14 protein-coding genes are annotated in these 18,953 nt (G+C 56.5%); 8 read left to right on the forward strand and 6 right to left on the reverse strand.

From position 1 onward, the window contains the following. The first annotated feature begins 51 nt into the window (after nt 1-51). A complete protein-coding gene (gene sbcB, locus H0S68_RS16325) occupies nt 52-1,479 on the forward strand; it encodes an exodeoxyribonuclease I (protein ID WP_142814840.1) in 1,428 nt (475 codons plus the stop codon). Nucleotides 1,480-1,533: 54 nt separating this feature from the next. Here sbcB and H0S68_RS16330 read toward each other — a convergent pair whose 3' ends face one another. Together H0S68_RS16330 and H0S68_RS16335 are read right to left on the reverse strand one after the other, a co-directional pair. Continuing rightward, complete coding sequence (locus tag H0S68_RS16330; RefSeq protein ID WP_020827745.1) at nt 1,534-2,901, reverse strand: APC family permease; 1,368 nt, start codon at nt 2,899-2,901, stop codon at nt 1,534-1,536. Between the two features lie 533 nt (nt 2,902-3,434). Next, nucleotides 3,435-4,853 (reverse strand): glutamine synthetase family protein, encoded by a 1,419-nt coding sequence (locus H0S68_RS16335; RefSeq protein WP_020827746.1) that lies wholly within the window; start codon nt 4,851-4,853, stop codon nt 3,435-3,437. Nucleotides 4,854-5,247: 394 nt separating this feature from the next. Here H0S68_RS16335 and puuR point away from each other — a divergent pair, with 394 nt between their 5' ends. From puuR to H0S68_RS16365, 6 genes are all read left to right on the forward strand, one after another. Next, nucleotides 5,248-5,805 carry an HTH-type transcriptional regulator PuuR gene (gene puuR, locus H0S68_RS16340; RefSeq protein WP_012145933.1) on the forward strand — a complete coding sequence of 186 codons (558 nt, stop codon included), beginning with the start codon at nt 5,248-5,250 and terminating at the stop codon, nt 5,803-5,805. A gap of 20 nt (nt 5,806-5,825) precedes the next feature. After that, nucleotides 5,826-7,106 carry an NAD(P)/FAD-dependent oxidoreductase gene (locus H0S68_RS16345; RefSeq protein ID WP_410528847.1) on the forward strand — a complete coding sequence of 427 codons (1,281 nt, stop codon included), beginning with the start codon at nt 5,826-5,828 and terminating at the stop codon, nt 7,104-7,106. Between the two features lie 121 nt (nt 7,107-7,227). Beyond that, nucleotides 7,228-8,739 (forward strand): sugar ABC transporter ATP-binding protein, encoded by a 1,512-nt coding sequence (locus H0S68_RS16350; protein ID WP_128864581.1) that lies wholly within the window; start codon nt 7,228-7,230, stop codon nt 8,737-8,739. Then, entirely contained in the window at nt 8,736-9,731 is a 996-nt protein-coding gene (locus tag H0S68_RS16355) for an ABC transporter permease (RefSeq protein WP_020827750.1), read from the forward strand. The genes H0S68_RS16350 and H0S68_RS16355 overlap by 4 nt, the downstream gene beginning before the upstream one ends. A gap of 245 nt (nt 9,732-9,976) precedes the next feature. Further along, nucleotides 9,977-11,971, forward strand: coding sequence for a ligand-gated channel protein (locus H0S68_RS16360; protein ID WP_410528848.1), 1,995 nt, complete (start codon nt 9,977-9,979; stop codon nt 11,969-11,971). Nucleotides 11,972-12,029: 58 nt separating this feature from the next. Beyond that, nucleotides 12,030-12,977 (forward strand): siderophore ABC transporter substrate-binding protein, encoded by a 948-nt coding sequence (locus H0S68_RS16365; protein ID WP_409325603.1) that lies wholly within the window; start codon nt 12,030-12,032, stop codon nt 12,975-12,977. Nucleotides 12,978-13,027: 50 nt separating this feature from the next. Here H0S68_RS16365 and H0S68_RS16370 read toward each other — a convergent pair whose 3' ends face one another. Continuing rightward, a complete protein-coding gene (locus H0S68_RS16370; RefSeq protein WP_201896207.1) occupies nt 13,028-13,816 on the reverse strand; it encodes an ABC transporter ATP-binding protein in 789 nt (262 codons plus the stop codon). Further along, complete coding sequence (locus tag H0S68_RS16375) at nt 13,813-14,895, reverse strand: FecCD family ABC transporter permease (protein WP_020827754.1); 1,083 nt, start codon at nt 14,893-14,895, stop codon at nt 13,813-13,815. The genes H0S68_RS16370 and H0S68_RS16375 overlap by 4 nt, the downstream gene beginning before the upstream one ends. Nucleotides 14,896-15,247: 352 nt before the next feature. Between H0S68_RS16375 and H0S68_RS16380 the strand changes: the two genes are divergently transcribed. Further along, nucleotides 15,248-16,345 carry a GGDEF domain-containing protein gene (locus H0S68_RS16380; protein WP_198640040.1) on the forward strand — a complete coding sequence of 366 codons (1,098 nt, stop codon included), beginning with the start codon at nt 15,248-15,250 and terminating at the stop codon, nt 16,343-16,345. A 55-nt stretch (nt 16,346-16,400) separates the two neighbouring features. Here H0S68_RS16380 and H0S68_RS16385 read toward each other — a convergent pair whose 3' ends face one another. Then, the gene (locus tag H0S68_RS16385) at nt 16,401-17,879 is read right to left on the reverse strand and encodes an amino acid permease (protein WP_041414759.1); all 1,479 of its coding nucleotides are present in this window, start codon (nt 17,877-17,879) and stop codon (nt 16,401-16,403) included. 200 nt (nt 17,880-18,079) lie between these two features. Further along, complete coding sequence (gene yieE / locus H0S68_RS16390; RefSeq protein ID WP_041415520.1) at nt 18,080-18,952, reverse strand: DNA-binding transcriptional regulator YeiE; 873 nt, start codon at nt 18,950-18,952, stop codon at nt 18,080-18,082. Between the last annotated feature and the right edge of the window lies 1 nt (nt 18,953).

The following is an 18,953-nucleotide window of genomic DNA, read 5'->3' on the forward strand; positions in this document are numbered from 1 at the left end:
CTCGCCGTTACAATAGAGCAATATTTCCTACGCCACCTGAGAGATGCGAATTTGAGCAGCAAGGCACCGGCCACATTTTATATTCACGATTATGAGACCTTCGGCAAAAGTCCCTCCCTGGACCGCCCGGCGCAGTTTGCCGGTGTGCGTACCGATATGGATTTCAACATTATCGAAGAGCCGTTGGTCATCTACTGCACCCCGGCCGATGACTACTTGCCCGATCCTGAAGCGGTGATGATCACCGGTATCACGCCGCAGCTGGCGCTGGCCAAAGGCGTCAACGAGGCCGAATTTGCACGCCAGATCCATCAGGCGTTCAGCGTGCCTGGCACCTGCATTCTCGGTTACAACAACATCCGCTTCGATGACGAAGTCAGCCGTAATATTTTCTACCGCAGCTTCTATGATCCCTACGCCTACAGCTGGCAGAACGGTAATTCGCGTTGGGATCTGCTCGATGTGATGCGCGCCTGCTATGCGCTGCGCCCGGACGGCATCGTGTGGCCAGAAAACGAAGATGGCTTCCCCAGTTTCCGGCTGGAACACCTGACTCGTGCCAACGGCGTCGAGCATGAGCATGCCCATGACGCCATGTCGGACGTTTACGCCACTATCGCCATGGCCAAACTGGTCAAGCAGGCACAACCACGACTGTTTGATTTCCTGCTGCAACACCGCAATAAGCATAAGCTGAACGCCCTGATCGACATCGCTGAGATGACGCCATTGGTGCACGTTTCCGGCATGTTCGGCGCCGCGCGCGGCAACACCAGTTGGGTATCGCCGCTGGCCTGGCACCCGGACAACAAAAACGCCGTCATCATGTGCGATTTAGCCGGTGACATGACGCCATTACTGACGTTGAGCGCCGATGAACTGCGCGAACGGCTGTATACCCGCCGGGAAGATCTGGCACCCGGACAATCGCCGGTACCGATCAAACTGGTGCATATCAACAAGTGCCCGGTACTGGCGCCGGCCAAGACCTTGTTGCCGGAAAACGCCGAGCGACTGGGGATCGACCGTCAGGCCTGCCTGCAAAACTTGCAGTTGCTGCGCCAGCATCCGGAGGTGCGCGAAAAAGTGGTGGCGTTGTTCGCCGAAGCCGAACCGTTCAAAGGCTCTGACGACGTCGACGCCCGGCTGTATGACGGTTTCTTCAGCGATGCCGACAAGGCTGCGATGAAAATCATCCAGCAAACCAAGCCGCAGAACCTGCCGGCACTGGATCTGACTTTCAGCGATGGGCGCATGAAGGAGCTGTTGTTCCGTTTTCGTGCCCGCAACTACCCCAATACGCTGGACGACGCCGAGCAACGCCGCTGGTTACAGCACCGCCAGGAAGTATTAAGCGCCGAGCGAGTGCAGAGCTACGTGCTGCAACTGGAGTCGTTGTATAACCTGCATGAAGGCGATAAAGAAAAAACCGCGCTGTTGAAAGCGCTGTTTGAATACGGCAAAGAGTTGGTGGGGTAACAAAAACAATAAAGGGCGCCAAGGCGCCCTTTTTAATGCTTAGCGATAAAGGGCTTAAGCCACGTCTTCGCTAGCCTGCGGTACCGGCAGACGGAAGCTGCGCGTCACGAAGGCCAGATAAATCAGACCAATCGCCGCCCATACCAGACCCAACGTCATTGAGCTGGCTTCCAGATTGATCCACAGTGCGCCAACAGTTAGCGCCCCCAATACCGGCAGGATCAGGTAGTTGAAGGTATCTTTAACGGTACGGTTCAACTTGTCGCGGATATAGAACTGCGAGATAACCGACAGGTTCACGAAGGTGAACGCCACCAGCGCACCGAAGTTAATCAACGCCGTCGCAGTCACCAGGTCAAACGACACCGCAGACAGTGCAATCACGCCGACCAACAGCACGTTCAGCGCTGGAGTACGCCATTTCGGATGCACATAACCGAAGAAACGCTCCGGGAATACGCCGTCACGACCCATCACGTACATCAGGCGTGAAACACCGGCGTGCGACGCCATGCCTGAAGCCAGCACGGTTACGCAGGAGAACACCAGGATCACCGACTGGAAGAACTTACCGGCCACGTACAGCATGATTTCCGGCTGGGACGCATCAGGATCTTTGAAGCGCGAGATATCCGGGAAGTACAGCTGCACGAAGTAAGACACCACGATAAAGATGATGCCGCCGATCAATGCCGTCAGGAAGATAGCTTTCGGGATCACATTCTCTGCATCTTTGGTTTCCTCAGACAGCGAACTGATACCGTCAAAACCGAGGAACGAGAAGCACAAAATGGTCGCGCCGGTAATCATCGGCACCACGTGCGCATTCTCAGACCAGAACGGGCGGCTGCTGATCAGCGTGCCTGCACCTTCGCCATGCGAAATGCCATTCACCACCAGGAACAGGAACACGATCATGATCGCCACCTGCACCACCACGATAATGGAGTTCAGGTTTGCTACCAGCTTAATGCCACGCAGGTTGAAAATCGTCATCAGACCGACCAGCGCTGCCACGAAGATCCACGAAGGCACGCCCGGGAAGATGGCTTCCAGGTAAATTTTTGCCAGCAGAATGTTGATCATCGGCATGAACAGGTAGTCCAGCAGTGATGACCAGCCCACCATAAAGCCGACGTGCGGGCTGATGGCCTTCTGGGCATAGGTATAAGCAGAACCGGCGGACGGGAATTTCCGTACCAGTTTGCCGTAGCTCAATGCGGTAAACAGAACCGCCAGCAGAGCAAAGGCGTACGCCGTCGCGACGTGACCATCGGTCAGGCCGGAGACGATGCCAAAGGTATCGAAGATGGTCATTGGCTGCAGGTAAGCCAGGCCCATCATCACTACCGGAACTAAAGTCAGGGTTTTACGCAGCTGTGCGCGTTGAGCCGGTGCGGCGCTGATGATGTTATCGGACATTGCGCAGCCCCCCCTTACCTTCTGCCTTGCGGAATATAGACACGCCAAGACTTAAGGTTGCGGGGAAACTTCGCAACTTGCGACTGAATTCAAAAAGAAGGGGATTGGAAGCTGGATAACGAGTCAAGGCTGCCTTGGCTGCTCCATAATCGCTGCGACCGCAGCGGAAACCGGCGGGCACCGGTGCTAAAGTGAAAAATTGCCCCATCTTTCTTATCCTCATGAGTCACGACCATAAAGTTTTGTTTGATCGCGCACGAAACTATTTATCTATCCGGATCGGTGTCCGGCCTCGCTTGGTGTATGAAACGCACAGTTTGTAGAACATAAATGCAAAAAAAATAACCGACGCGTTAAAACGTCGGCTATCTGCATTAGGGATATTTTGCACCAAAAACCCTCCTGATGACAAGATCAGGAAGGCTTCTTAAACAAATTCTTTTCGCGATCGTTCGGAAAACAACCCTTACAGGTGAATTAATCCGCTATCGTTCTATCGCACATCAAGTTAATGCCACACATTTTACGCCCCTTCAGGCATTTTTCAACATCCAATCAATCTCGGTTTCAGTCACCAGACGCTCAAATTGCATCAGTTCATCCATCTTGCAGGCATGGTAAACGTGGGCAAAACGTTCGCCCAGATACTGCGTCAAGGCTTGCTGATGCTCAAACTCGTACAGCGCGTCGCTTTGGCGAATGGGGAACGGCACCCCTTCTTGTTCAAGACCATTACCGGTTACCGGCTCAGGCAATGGCAATTCATTGTCCAGCCCGTAAAGTATGCCTGACAGGATCGCCGCCACCACCAGATAAGGGTTGGCATCTGCCCCCGCTACGCGGTATTCCACGCGATGATTCTCCGGCTCGCCGCAGGGAATGCGCAGCGCCACGGTACGATTGTTGTGCCCCCAGGACGCCTGAGTGGGTACATACATGCCCGGCTGGAAGCGGCGAAAGGCATTCACATTGGGTGCCAGTAATGCCATCGAGGCCGGCATCAGGGTGATCATCCCCGCCAGCGCACGGTGCAACAGCGCCGAGTCTTCGCCATCGGGTTGCACGAACAGATTATTGCCGTTGCCGTCCAGCATGCTGATATGCACATGCATGCCGCTACCGGCGTATTCCTCATAGGGCTTGGCCATAAAGGTGGCGTGCAGGTGATGATTTTCCGCCACCAGCCGTACCAGGCGTTTCAACGACAGCGCGTGATCGCAGGCCAGCAGCACGTTATCGGTATGCTGCAGATTTACCTCGAACTGGCCGGGTGACGCTTCCGCCACCGCACCGTCCGCCGGTAAGCCCTGCATCTGCGCCAGGGTGTCGATGTCGTTGAGTACTTCGGCAAAATGATTCAGATTGTCCAGCGAGTAAACCTGGCTCTGCATATTGCGCTCCTGGGTGCCGGGCGCACAGGGCGGTTGCAAATACCCCTCAGAGTCTCGCTGTCGATCAATGAGATAGAACTCCAACTCTACCGCTACCACCGGGAACATGCCGCGCTGGCGCAATGCCTGCCAAACTCGATTCAGGACATTACGGGGTTCAACGTCAAAGGGAGTACCATCTTCATCCAGCATGGTCAGCAACACCTGACCGATATTGTCCGGATCCGCCGCTGACGGCGTCAGCGTTCCTGCCACCGGCATACACACGCGGTCCGGTTCGCCCAGTTCCTGACCCAGGCCCGCCTCTTCCACCACGTTGCCCAAAATATCCATAGCGAATACCGAGGCGGGGAAGTAGCAGCCTTTTTCCAATTTTTTCAGTCCGGAGACGGGAATACGTTTACCGCGGAAGGAACCATTCAGGTCAGTGAGAAGGATGTCGATATACTGCGTTGAGGGATGGCGTTCCAAATAGTGAGCAACTTCACGTTGGAACGCGCTACTTCGCCTCTCTTCATTATGCTGTGCAAAATTTTCAACTGCTGCGATATTGGTTTGCATACATCACCCGCCATTATGCTTTGAGAACGCTGCTGCGTCCGCCTGCCGATAGGTTCAACACATGGTCTGATTTCTCTGTAGACTGCGCCACAGCGGGCGCTCAAAATAACATCCATAATATGAAACATAGCCTTAACACAAATAGTTTGCAAATGTTACAATCCTGTTTGATTATTCGCCACCTGCTGCTAAATTGATAAAATATTGACCGAAAAGGCGTTAACACTCTTTTTACGTGCAGAATTTCGTCCGCCAGAACGGGGGTGGTCATGGGCAATATATTTTCCAATTCCGACACAACTACCGATATCATGCTGTGCCGATATCACTCAGGCAGGCACCTGATACCCATATTCATTTCTGCCTGTCGTCCCTACCAGAAGGAAGTACCGCTATGAGCGAAGTCAGCTTGGCGCCGGGTAAGCGCCTGTCACAGATCCGTCTGCAATTGGGTTTGTCGCAGCGCCGGGTCGCCGAACTGTCCGGGTTAACCCACAGCGCAATCAGCACCATCGAACAGGACAAAGTCAGTCCGGCTATCAGTACACTGCAAAAGCTGCTGAAAGTTTATGGGCTGTCGCTGTCTGCCTTCTTTGCCGAACCTGAAGCCGCCAATGAGCCCAAAGTGGTCATAGAAGCCGAGGATCTGATTGAGATAGGCAGCCAGGGGGTGTCGATGAAGCTGGTGCATAACGGCAACCCAACGCGCAATCTGGCGATGATGCTGGAAACCTATCAGCCCGGCACCACCACCGGCGAAAAAATAAAGCACCAGGGCGAGGAGATCGGCACCCTGCTGGAAGGCGAGATCATGCTGACGATCAACGGCCAGACCCATTGCCTGACCGCCGGCCAAAGCTATGCCATCAACACCGGCATTCCACACAGCTTCAGCAATACCTCGGCGCGCGTCTGCCGCATCGTCAGCGCACATACCCCGACTACCTTCTGACCTTGTTCGGCGGAGGCCCCATGACGGAACACGTTGCCAGTTATTATGCCGCCACCGCCAACACGTTCGCGCCCTACCCGGCGCTGAACGAGGATATCCGCTGCGACGTCTGCATTATTGGCGGCGGCTTCACTGGCCTGTCGTCGGCGTTGCATCTGGTCGAGGCCGGTTATGACGTGGTGGTATTGGAGGCTGCGCGCATCGGCTGGGGTGCCAGCGGCCGCAACGGCGGGCAGGTAGTCAACTCTTACAGCCGCGATATCGACGTCATTGAAGCGCGTTATGGCGCTGACACCGCCGCCATGCTCGGCAGCATGATGTTCGAAGGCGCAGAGATTATCCGCAAGCGCATCGATCAATACGCCATCGCCTGTGACTACCGGCCCGGCGGTATCTTCGCCGCTTTGAACTCTAAACAAAGCCACGCGCTGCAGCAGCAACAGGCCCGCTGGCGGCGCTATGGCAATGACCAATTGGAATGGCTGGATCGGCAGGCTATCCGCCGCGAGATCGCCAGCGATCGTTACATTAGCGGGCTGCTGGACCGCAACGGCGGCCATTTGCACCCGCTCAATCTGGCGCTGGGCGAAGCCGACGCGGTGCGCCGTCACGGTGGGCGGCTGTTCGAACAGTCAGCCGCCACGCGCATTGATTACGCGGAACCGGCAAAGGTGCATACCGCCCAAGGCTCGGTCAGCGCCAACTTTGTGATCGTTGCCGGCAACGCCTACCTTGGCGATCGGCTTGAACCGCGGCTCAGCCGGTTGAGCATGCCCTGCGGCTCGCAAATTCTCGCCACCGACCCGTTATCCAAAGATATGGCGCTGTCGCTGCTGCCCAATAATTTCTGCGTCGAAGACTGCAATTACCTGCTGGACTACTTTCGTCTGACCGCCGACAACCGGCTGCTGTATGGCGGCGGCGTGGTATACGGCGCTCGCGATCCCGCCGATATCGATCCGCTGATCCTGCCCAAAATGCTGAAAACCTTCCCGCAGCTGAAACAGGTGCGCATTGATTACCGCTGGAGCGGCAACTTTCTGCTGACGCTCTCGCGCATGCCGCAATTCGGTCGCCTGGAAAACAATGTCTATTATATGCAGGGCGATAGCGGCCACGGCGTCACCTGCACTCATTTGGCCGGCAAGCTGATCGCCGAAGTGCTGCGCGGTGATGCCGAACGTTTTGACGCCTTCGCTCGCTTGCCACACCTGCCCTTCTTTGGGGGCCGCCAGCTGCGTGTGCCTTTCACCGCCCTGGGAGCGGCCTATTATGCGTTGCGCGACCGCCTGGGGTTCTAGCGTCATCCGCCAGGAATTTTTTTATCTCAGTTATGCCTTTTAGTTTGTTGCGAAATACGCAATCTGTGTTACAAAAGACTTACTTTAGCCATCTAAACACCTAAACGTCTTTAATTACACTATGCCAACCCCTACGCCCTCACGCCTCGAGATGCGCAATATCTCGATCGCCTTTGCCGGCTTCAATGCCCTGCAAAACGTCGATTTCACCCTGCAAGGAGGCTCAACACACGCATTGGTCGGGGCCAACGGGGCAGGAAAATCCACCTTGATGGCGATCCTTTCCGGCGCGCACGACCATTATCGCGGCGAGATTTTTATCGACGGGCAGCAAGTGGATATTCATTCCCCGCTGCAGGCCCGGCAATACGGCATCCACGTGGTGCAGCAGGAAGTGGATGTGGCGTTGATCCCCACGCTATCCGTGGCGGAAAACATCATGCTCGATTGGCTGAACGAACCGGGCCATCTGCTTAACTGGGCGCAACTGTACCGCCAGGCGGCGCAGCTACTGACTCAGCTGGATTTGACTATTAACCTGCGCCAGCGTTTGTCGGAGTGCACCCTGGCGGAAAAACAGCAGGTGCTGCTGGCACGCGCGCTCTCCCACCGCTGTCGTTTTCTGGTGCTCGATGAACCCACCGCCCCGCTCGATCGCGCCGAAAGCGAACGCCTGTTTCGCGTGGTGCGCCGCCTGCAGTCCGAAGGTATCGGCGTGGTGTTTATTTCCCACCGTATCCACGAATTGAGTGAAATTTGCGACCGCCTGACGGTGCTGCGCGATGGCCGTCACGTCAGTGAGGATGCCATGCAGGGCCTGACCGGCGAGCAGATCGTCGAGAAAATGCTCGGTCACCGGCTGGACGATATTTTTCCTCCCCCACGCCCACCGCACGGTTCTCGCCCGCTGCTACGGGTGGAAGGCCTGCACGATCGCCATAAGCTGCGCGACGTCAGCCTGCAACTGCATCAGGGGGAAATTCTTGGCATCGCCGGGCTGGCCGGCGCGGGGAAAACCGAACTGTGCAAGGCGTTATTTGGCGCCTCACCGGCGCGAATTGAACGGGGTGAACTGCTGGGGAAACCCTGGGCCCCCCGCGCTCCACATCTTAGCGTCGAGCAAGGGCTGGCGCTGGTGCCGGAAGAGCGGCGTAAAGAAGGCATTTTTATCGACGAAGCTATTCCGATGAACCTGAGCGTCAGCGCCGACGACAGCTTTTCCCGCTGGAGCCTGTTCAGCCGCCGCCAGGAACTGCGTTGGGCGCGCGACATCATGCAGCGCCTGAATATTCGCGCCTCCGGCCCGCAGCAGAAGCTGGCGCGGCTTTCCGGTGGCAACCAGCAAAAGGTGGCGATTGGCAAATGGCTGCGCGGCGACGCTAACGTACTGATTTTCGACGAACCAACCAAAGGTGTGGACATCAAGGCCAAACAAGAGCTGTTCACCCTGATCGACGGCCTGGCGCGCAACGGCAAAGGCATTATTTATGCTTCCGGCGAGTTCTCGGAGCTGGTCGGCCTGTGCGATCGCATCTGCGTGCTGTGGGATGGCCGGGTCGTCGCGGAACTGAATGCCGCCGACATTGATGAAGAAACCCTATTACTGTATTCCACCGGAGGAACCCCAGCGTGAGTAAAGAATTGTCCCTGCAAACTGCGCAACCCTGGCGCCATCAGCTGTTTGAGTTTCTCTACAAATGGGGGATGTTACTCACCGTTGTCGCGCTGATTGCCCTGTTCGGGATAGCGTCGGACAACTTCCTCGATCCGAACAACATCATCAATATTCTGCGTTCGATTGCCATCGTCACAGTCATCGCCATCGGAGTATCGATATCGCTGTCGGTCGGCGGTTTCGATCTTTCCGTTGGCTCCACCGCTTCACTGGCCAACGCCCTGGTGGTTTCGCTGTTCGTCTGGTACGGCTTCGGCACCACCGGTGCGATTGTGCTGACGTTGCTGATTTGTACCCTGGTCGGCCTGTTCAATGCATTCCTGATCGTGGTGTTGAAAATCCCCGATATGCTGGCGACGCTGGCCAGCCTGTTTGTGATCCAGGGCGTGGCGATGACCTACAGCTACGGCGGATCAATCACCCAGAATATGCTGCTGCCGAACGGCGATATGGCCGAAGGCCTGATCCCGGAGGTCTTTTCCTCACTGGGCCAGGTGCCGGTGATCGTGTTGATCATGCTGGCAGTCACGGTAGTGGTGCAGCTTTTCCTGTCGCTGACCAAACATGGCCGCCGCATGTATGCCATTGGCGGTAATCCGGAAGCCGCGCGCCTGTCGGGTATTCGCACAGTACGTTACAGGGTTGCCGCCTATGTTATCTCTGCCCTTCTGGCCTCGCTTGGCGGCATATTGCTGGCGTCACGTATCGGCTCTTCGCAGGTGAACGCCGGTGGCGGTTATCTGATGGATGCGGTCGCTGCCGCTTACATTGGTTTCTCGCTGGCCGGCTCCGGCAAGCCCAACGCGCTCGGCACGCTGGTGGGCGCGGTGATCCTCGGCGTGTTGCAAAACGGCCTGGTGATGCTCTCCGTTCCCTACTATGCCATGGACATTATCAAAGGTTTGGTGTTGGCCCTGGCGCTGGCAATCACCTACATCCAGAAACGCTGACTCCCTCTCTCGGCGCAGATTCTGCTGCGCCCTTTTTCCCTTGTATTCATGCGGTTAATGATTCCCCTCGCCTAAACACATACAAATGATACGAATTATCATTTGCGTTTACATTTTGTCGAAAATCCTTACAATAGCCTGACGAAACGGCGAACCCCGCAATGACGGGGCAAGTTTCTAATTATTATTCAACACGTTAAAACGACACTTTGTCGATTTACATCAGACCAGGAAAGGTTTGCCTCATGGAAAAGCCACGTTATAACAAATTAACCGCATTGATCATTGCTACATTGACCAGCGCCGGCGCCGTCGCTGCGCAACCAGACGCTCAGGACACCATGGTGGTAACCGCTTCCGGTTTCCAGCAGAAAATCCAGGACTCCCCGGCGTCCATTTCGGTCATCCCACGTAAGCAAATTGAAGACAAAGCCTACCGCGATATTACCGATGCGTTGAAAGACGTGCCGGGCGTCGTGGTAACCGGCGGTGGCAGCAGCAGCGATATCAGCATCCGCGGCATGTCCTCCAAATACACCTTGATCCTGGTCGACGGCAAACGCGTAGACACCCGCGGCACCCGCCCGAACAGCGACAACGCAGGCATTGAACAAGGCTGGCTGCCGCCGCTGGAAGCGATTGAACGCATCGAAGTGGTACGCGGCCCGATGTCTTCGCTGTACGGCTCCGACGCCATGGGCGGCGTAATCAACGTCATCACCCGTAAAACCTCCACTACTCAGGCATGGAAAGGTTCACTACACGGTGACGCCACCTTCCAGGAAAACAGCAATTCCGGCGATATTTTCCAGACCAACGCCTACGCTTCCGGCCCGCTGATTGAAGGCCTGCTGGGCCTGCGGGTCAACGGCCTGCTGTCGCGCCGCGCCGAGGACCAAATCCTCAACGGCTTCAATGAACAGCGCATGCGCAGCGGCACCGCGGTATTCAGCCTGACGCCAAACGAACAGAACGACTTCGATTTCGAAATCGGCCGCTCTTTGCAGGATCGAAACAGTACGCCGGGCAAATCCATGGCGACCGAAAACTGCCGCAACAAAAAGTGTACGCCGAACAGTGCCAGCGACAGCCTGTACACCCGTACCAACTACGCGGTAACCCACAACGGTTATTACGACTTCGGCAACACCACCAGTTATATTCAGCGCGAAGAGACCAACAACCCGGGCCGCGATATGAAGATGTACAACACCATCTTCAATACGCAAACCCAGTTTGATCTCGGCAGCCATATGCTGAACCTGGGCGGCCAGTACCGTTACGAAAAATTGAGTGATGGCGGTAATCAGTTAGCCGCAGCCGATAAGCTGAACCAGCTGACGCGCTGGAGCTGGGCGCTGTTTGCCGAAGACGAATGGGCGATGACCAACGACTTCAGCCTGACCAGCGGTATCCGTATGGATCAGGACCAGAACTACGGCAACCACTGGACGCCGCGCATGTATGGCGTTTGGCACCTGACCGAGCAATTTACGTTGAAAGGCGGCGTCTCCGCGGGCTATCGCTCACCGGATCTGCGCCAATCCTCCGCCGGCTGGGGGCAAATCACCGGCGGTGGCCGTACTTCAATCATTATCGGTAACCCGGATCTGAAGCCAGAGAAGAGCCTGAGCGAAGAGATCGGCGTGATGTGGGATAACCTGCAAGGTCTGAACGCCAGCGTTACCCTGTTTAACACCGACTTCAAAGACAAAATCACCGAAGTGCGTCGCTGTGACAGCGGCGACGGCGACGCGCAGTGCATGATCGGCAATACGCCGTATTACTTTATCAGCGACCGTACTAACGTCGATAAAGCCAATATGCGCGGCGTAGAAGCCACTTTCGGTTGGGAAATCACCAAAGATTGGCAGTTGACCACCAACTATACCTACACCACCTCTGAACAGAAGAGCGGGGATTTCCAGGGCAAACCGCTGAACCAAATGCCGAAGCATATGGTTAACAGCGTCTTGGACTGGCAGGCCACGCATGACGTCAGCCTGTGGTCGCGCGTTAACTTCCGCAGCAAGACTTCGGACTACATGAGCCGCTCTTCGATGGCCAAGAGCACGCCGTCTTATACCTTTGTTGACGCCGGCCTGAGCTACCAGGCGAATAAAAATCTGATGGTGACCGGCGGGGTTTACAACATCCTCGACAAGACCGTCGATTACGATAACTACAATACCGTGCTGGATGGCCGCCGTTACACCGTCGGCATGACCTACAACTTCTGATGCCACTTTGGGCGCGCGCTGCGCGCCCTTTTTATTTCTCTCACCCAAGGAAGCCACAATGACATTACGCCGCTCCCCTATGGTTCTCGCCCTGCTGGCCTGTATCGCGCTGGCCGGCTGTAACGGCAAGGTTCGCACATCGGCCGCGGATGCCCCTGCGACCGTCAGTTTTCAACATCTGAACGGCACCACCGAAGTGAAAAAGCACCCACAGCGCGTAGTGGTGCTGGACTATGCTTCGCTGGAAACATTGCAGTTGCTGGGCGTAGAGCCGCTGGCACTACCGGGCAACCGCACCATGCTACCGGACAGCCTGAAACAGTACCAAAATGCCAAATACCTCAATGCCGGGACCCTGTTTGAGCCGGATATGGCCACGCTGCGCGCTGCCAAACCGGATCTGATCCTGATCGCCGGTCGTTCCTCCAAGGCCTATGACGAACTCAGCGGCATTGCGCCGACGTTAAATATGGCAATCGATCCGCAGGATCAACTGGGCAGCCTGAAACAACGCACCCTGCAACTGGGTGAGCTATTCGATAAACAGCCGCAGGCTCAGGCTGCAGTAGACAAACTGGACGCCGAGATTGCGGCGATCAAACCGCAGGTGGCCAAAGCCGGGCGTGGCCTGGTGGTGCTGTTCTCCGGCGGGAAAATCAGCGCCTACGCGCCCAAGAGCCGCTTCAGCTTTACCTATGACGCCCTCGGGTTTCAGTCTGCGCTGCAGAGCGACAACGCCGATGTCCGTGGCAATAAACTCACCCCGGAACAAGTGGCTCAGTTGAACCCGGACTGGCTGTTCATTATCGATCGCGATGCAGCCACCGGTCGTCCGAACGCGGTAGCTCCGCAGAAGATCCTCACCACCACGGCGTTGAAAAATACCGTAGCGGTCAAGAAAGGTCAGGTGGTTTATCTGCCGGCGGCTGAGGTCTATCTTTCCGGCGGCATCATCACCAGCCAGCATATCGTCGAACGCGTCGCCGAGGCGCTGAACAAGAAGTAATAAAAAACCCGGCGCTGTGAAGTGCCGGGTTTTTTGCTATCCACCAGGGATCAAATCGACGGTTGGTTCACCAACCCGTCAATCAGCACCTGCGGCGTTCCCTGCGAGCAACGCTCAATGCGCCCACGAACGCCATACACCCGTGCCAGACTCTGCGGCGTGATCACCTCTTCCGGCGCACCGTCGGCAATCAATTCGCCATCCTGTAGCATCAGCACGTGATCGCCATGACGCAGCGCTATATTGATGTCATGCACCACCACCACCGTGATGATATTGCGTTTGCGCGTCTCTTTGCGTACCAAATCCATCACGTGGAACTGATAGTTAAGATCGAGCGCGCTCAGCGGTTCATCCAACAGCAGCAACGAAGGCTGACGGATCAGCGACTGCGCCAACCCCACCAACTGTTTCTGTCCGCCGGAAAGCTGATCGAGATAGCTCAGCGCCAGGTGGGCAATGCCAAGCTGTTCCAGCAGCGCCATCACCTCGGCCTCGCTGCCGGCATTGCTGCGGCCGCCCGAAGCGCGTTGCGCCACGATGATCGATTCCAGCACGTGCAGATGCACACCGGCAGGCAATGACTGTGGCAGATACACCACCTTCTCCGCACGGCGGGCGAATGGCATCTGCATCAAATCGATGTCGTCCAGCCACAGTTCCCCCTGTGCAGGGTTTAAACCCGCCAGCGAGCGCAGCAGCGTTGACTTACCGCTGCCGTTCGGCCCCAGCAGCACGGTGATTTGCCCGCGCGGCAGCATCGGGACCGCCAGGTTGCTGATAACCTGACGCTTGGGGTAGCCAGCGGAGAAGCCTTCAATACGCAATCCCTGATTCATACATTCCCCCGATGACGCAGAATAATGCTCAGGAAGAACGGCACGCCCACCAGCGAGGTAACGATGCCCACCGGAATGATAATGCCCGGGATCAGGTTTTTCGACGCCACGGAGGCCATCGACAGTACCAGCGCGCCAATCAACGCACTGGCCGGCAGATAGAAACGGTGATCTTCACCGAAGATCATTCGGGCGATGTGCGGCGCCACCAGACCGATAAAACCGATAGGCCCAACAAAGGCCACCGCCAGCGCGGAAAGAATGCTGATGCGCAACAGGGTCGTCAGGCGCAGACGGCGCACGTCGATACCGAAGCTCACTGCCCGATCTTCCCCCAAACGCAACGCGGTCAACTTCCACGAGCTCATCATCGACAATGGCAGTAGCACGACGAATACGCCGAGTAAAATGCCCAGTTTATCCCACGAAGCCCGCGCCAGGCTGCCCATAGTCCAGAACACCAGCCCCTGCAGCGTGTCTTCGCTGGCAATAAACTGCATCATGGAAACCAGGGCGTTAAAGGTGAACACCAGCGCGATGCCAAACAGCACCACGCCAGAGGTGGCCACCCGTGTCCAACGCGTAATGCCGTCCAACATCAATGCGGCGAACAGGGCGAAAATAAACGCGTTAGCGGAAATAAACCATTGATCGGGGATGCCCGGAACGCCAATCCCCAACACGATAGCCAGCGCCGCACCGAAAGCCGCGGCAGAAGAGACACCGAGGGTAAAGGGACTGGCCAGTGGGTTATTGAGGATGGTCTGCATTTCTGCACCGGCCAGGCCAAGCGCAAAGCCCACCACCACCGCCATCAAGGCGTAAGGCAGGCGGATATCCCAGACGATAACCCGCGTGCCGGCGTCGGCCGCCGCAGGATCAATCAGGGTTTGCCACAGGGAAGACAAAGAGAGCCCGGATGGGCCCATGGTAAAATCCAGCAGCAGCGAACCCATAATCGCCAGTGCCAACACCCCCATCATCAATAAACGGTGGCGGAGAATATGGTGATAACGCCCCATGGCGTTGACGTCGGGTTTACCCTTGGCGTCAGGCATAGGATCGGTGGATACGCTCATTATTTCGGATACCTGTTACGACAATGACCACAGCGGCGCGGAAACGGCCGCCTGAACGGAATAAGCAGCCGCTAACAATAAAGCAAACGATAATACTTATCAATCATATCAATAGCTATTACCTGCCATATAAAGATGTAACACTTTATTTTATAACGTTATTAACCGACCCCTTGCCATACCCTCGCCGCAGTGCCCAGGGTTAACAATTCCGAAAATATCGCCCCACTCTGCACAGCTGTGACAAATTGCAATAAAACCACATAGAATCCAAATCCTGACTGGTCACTGGCGCCCGCGCCGGGCCGGATATTTAGGGCCGATTTTCGGGACCCTTATCAAAGAGGCTGCAATGAGAAGTCGAACACCTGCGTTAACGCCTAAAAAACCCGCCCTGCTGCACTGGCTGGTGCAAAGCCCACGGCTGGCTGATGACGCCAAATTACAACGCCAGATGCGGCTTACCTTGGTGCCTTCTCCCGCCACGCCATGGTTGAATGCCGCCGGGGTGGCGCTGCTGCTGCTGGGCTATATCTGGCTGAGCCACAAGGCGATCGGCGTGGGTCTGTTGCTGCTGCTGTTGTTGCTGACCGGCGGACGTTGGTGGCTGGCGCGAGCCAATCCGCTCCGTTGGCCCAACGCGATGCTGGTGACGGTACTGCTGTGGTGCGCACTGGTGGGCGCTGTCGCCCTGATGGCCATGCTTTCTGGCCGCATGGTGCTCATCTTGTTTGCCGGCTTGCTGATTACCGGACTGGCCTTCTGGCTGATGCAACGCCATGCCGCAGCACCGCGTTTTGCCCTGCTGGAAATCATGGTGCTGACGCTGCCCTATTTGCTGGCCGCGCCGCTGTCACGCGTGCAAAACCTGTTTTTACTGGCGGATATCATCCCGCTGTGGCTAGTGTTGGCCCATGGGTTAACCACGTCTTATCATCGTCAGCTCGCTGAGCGCGTCACCCTGAGCGCGGAAAAACAGCAAGCCGCCCATCAGGATCATTTGACCGGTTTCCTCAACCGTGCAGGGGGTGAAGCCGTGATGCAGGATATTTGTCGTCCTTCGGCAACGGTGCATCCGCTTTCCCATCTGTTTATTTTCGACTTTACCCCGCTGGCGGCGTTGTATCAGAGCCACGGCGTGCAGATCGGCGATGACGTGCTGCGCACCATCGGCGAACGCCTGAAAATGTTGGTGCGCCCCAGTGATTTTGTCTGCCGCTATACCGGCGGCCAGTTTCTGATCCTGGTTCACGATCTGCCTTACGGTTCCGAAGGTGAATTTTTGGCACGCTTCATTCCGGCGCTGGAAGCCCCCTACGCTTTTGGCGCATTCGGTGAGGTATCGCTGCAGCTCAATACCGGCGTATTGGCGTTAACCCAGGATTATCAATCGGTTGACAGTTTGATGGCCGCGGCGCAGCGGGCGCTGACGGTAAAAGGGAAGGAGTAGCTAGTCAGGGGATAAGGATAACGCGGCGGGCTCCCGCCGCGTTTCATACAAGACGTTAATTCACGTCCATTTTCGGGAATTCCATTTCGCTGTACTTCACGACACGGGTGCCGCGCGTCAGCTTGTAACCGAACCAAATGATCAGGAACAGCGGAATGCCGATGTAGGTCGCGGTCACGCCGTACCAGTCGATTCGATCTTGCAGGAATGCCTGATAGTTCTGACCCAACGTGATGATCAGGCACAGCACAAAGGCAAAGATCGGGCCCAGCGGGAAGAAGCCGGAACGGTAAGGTAAGTCGTTCAGGTCATGCCCCTGGATCATATAGCCACGACGGAAGCGGTAATGGCTGATGGCAATCCCCAACCAGGCAATAAAGCCGGTCATACCCGAGGTGTTCAGCAGCCACAGGTAAACCGACTGGTTGCCGAACATCGAACTCAGGAAGCACAGGCCCGCAACCACGGTCGTCGCATACAATGCATTACGTGGCACCCCGCCCTTCGACAGTTTGGCGAAGATACGCGGCGCTTTGCCTTCCGACGCCAGAGTAAACAGCATACGGGTTGAGGCGTACATCCCGGAGTTACCGGCAGACAATACCGCCGTCAGGATCACCGCGTTCATCACCGCCGCCGCCGACAGCAAACCGGCATGCTGGAACACCAGGGTGAACGGGCTGACGCTGATATCTTTCACATCATTGCGCAGCAGGCTCGGATCGGTATAAGGAATAATCAGGCTGATAATCAGGATCGCGAAGATATAGAACAGCAGGATACGCCAGAACACCTGACGCACCGCGCGCGGGATATTTTTGCCCGGATTTTCAGATTCGCCGGCCGCGATGCCGATAAGCTCGGTACCCTGGAATGAGAAGCCGACAATCATCGCCACGCCTATCATCGCCGAGAACCCTCCGGCAAACGGCGCGTCGCCGATGGTCCAGTTCTGCCACCCCGCGTGCTCGCCCCCTTTGAGGATGCCGAAAATCATCAGCACGCCAATGGCGATAAAGATGATGACAGTGGTCACTTTGATCAGTGAGAACCAGTATTCTGCTTCGCCGAAACCCTTAACCGAAATGTAGTTCAACAGGAACATCAGGCACAGGAACAGCGCGCTCCAGATCCAACCCGGAGTATCCGGGAACCAATAGGTCATGACCAACTGCGACGCTACCAGGTCAACGGCGATGGTCACCGCCCAGTTGTACCAGTAGTTCCAACCCAGCGCGAAGCCGAAGCCTTCTTCCACATATTTGGCGCCGTAGGTGGAGAAAGAACCGGATACCGGCATAAAGGCCGCCAGTTCACCCAGGCTGGTCATCAAGAAGTACACCATCAGCCCGATCAACGCATAAGACAGCAATGCCCCGCCTGGGCCTGCCTGCGAAACGGTCGCCCCAGAGGCGACAAACAGACCGGTGCCGATAGAACCACCAATAGCAATCATGGTTAAGTGCCGCGCTTTCAGCTCGCGCCGCAATCCGGGTGCTGGTTGCCCCGATGTTTTTATATCCTGCTGAGCCATTCTTACCCTATCTGCTGGTCAAAAAAAATAAGGGCGGATTGTAACAAATACCCGCCGGCGAACTAGTAACATTGCACTGATATAAGATAGCTTCATAATTCAGGGCTAATTATTAGCAACGGCCCATTAGGCCTTACTTACTGTCATTAATGTGACAGGGTGCAGATTTTTATGCTTCGTTTCTGCTTACGGAGGCATTTTCAGGACGCAAGCGTGCAGTAGCTGAGAAAACGCTGCAGGGCATTGGAGATGTGCTTTTGCCGGTGATGGATCAGATAAAGCGTTCGCATCAAGGGCGGCAACGGCAGCTGCAGTTCCACCAGCGCACCGCTGGCCAACTGTTCGCCTATCACCCGCCGCGACAGGCAACTGATGCCAATGCCGTGGCGCACCGCATGTTTGATCGCTTCCGAGTTCCCCAGCTCCATCACCAGCTGAAAGTGCGGCAGATGCGCCAGTAACAGATGATCCAACACTTCACGCGTGCCCGAGCCCCGTTCGCGCAGGATCCACGGCGCATTCGCCAACATCGCCAAGGTTAAAGGCTGGCCCGCCAGCGGATTGTCCGGTGCAGCGAACACCACCAGCTCATCCTCCAGCCACGGCTGGGTGACCAGCTCTGGCATATGGCAAGGGCCTTCGATCAGGCCTAAATCGACCCTAAAATCTGCGACCGCGACAATCACGTCCTGACTGTTTCCCACATTGAGCTCCAGCGGCGTGGCGGGAAAATCTTGCCGATAACGGGCAATCATCTCCGGCAACATATAGTTGCCGATGGTACTGCTGGCCGCGATACGCAGCGCACCACCGTCATGACGGAACAGTTGCTCAATCTCTCCGGCCTGCTCCAGCAACGCCAGCGCCTTCGGGTACAGCAGCCGCCCATGCTCATTGATGACCAGACGTTTACCGACACGATCGAACAACTGCACGCCCAGCTGCCCTTCGAGGTCGGCCAGCGCCGCACTGACTGCCGATTGCGATAACGCCAGAACTACCGAGGCCTGCGTGGTCGAACCGCTTTTCAGCACTTCGGTAAAAACTTCCAATTGACGTAAGGTGATATGCATA

This window comes from Serratia sp. AXJ-M (assembly GCF_046531865.1).
Lineage (GTDB): Bacteria > Pseudomonadota > Gammaproteobacteria > Enterobacterales > Enterobacteriaceae > Serratia > Serratia liquefaciens.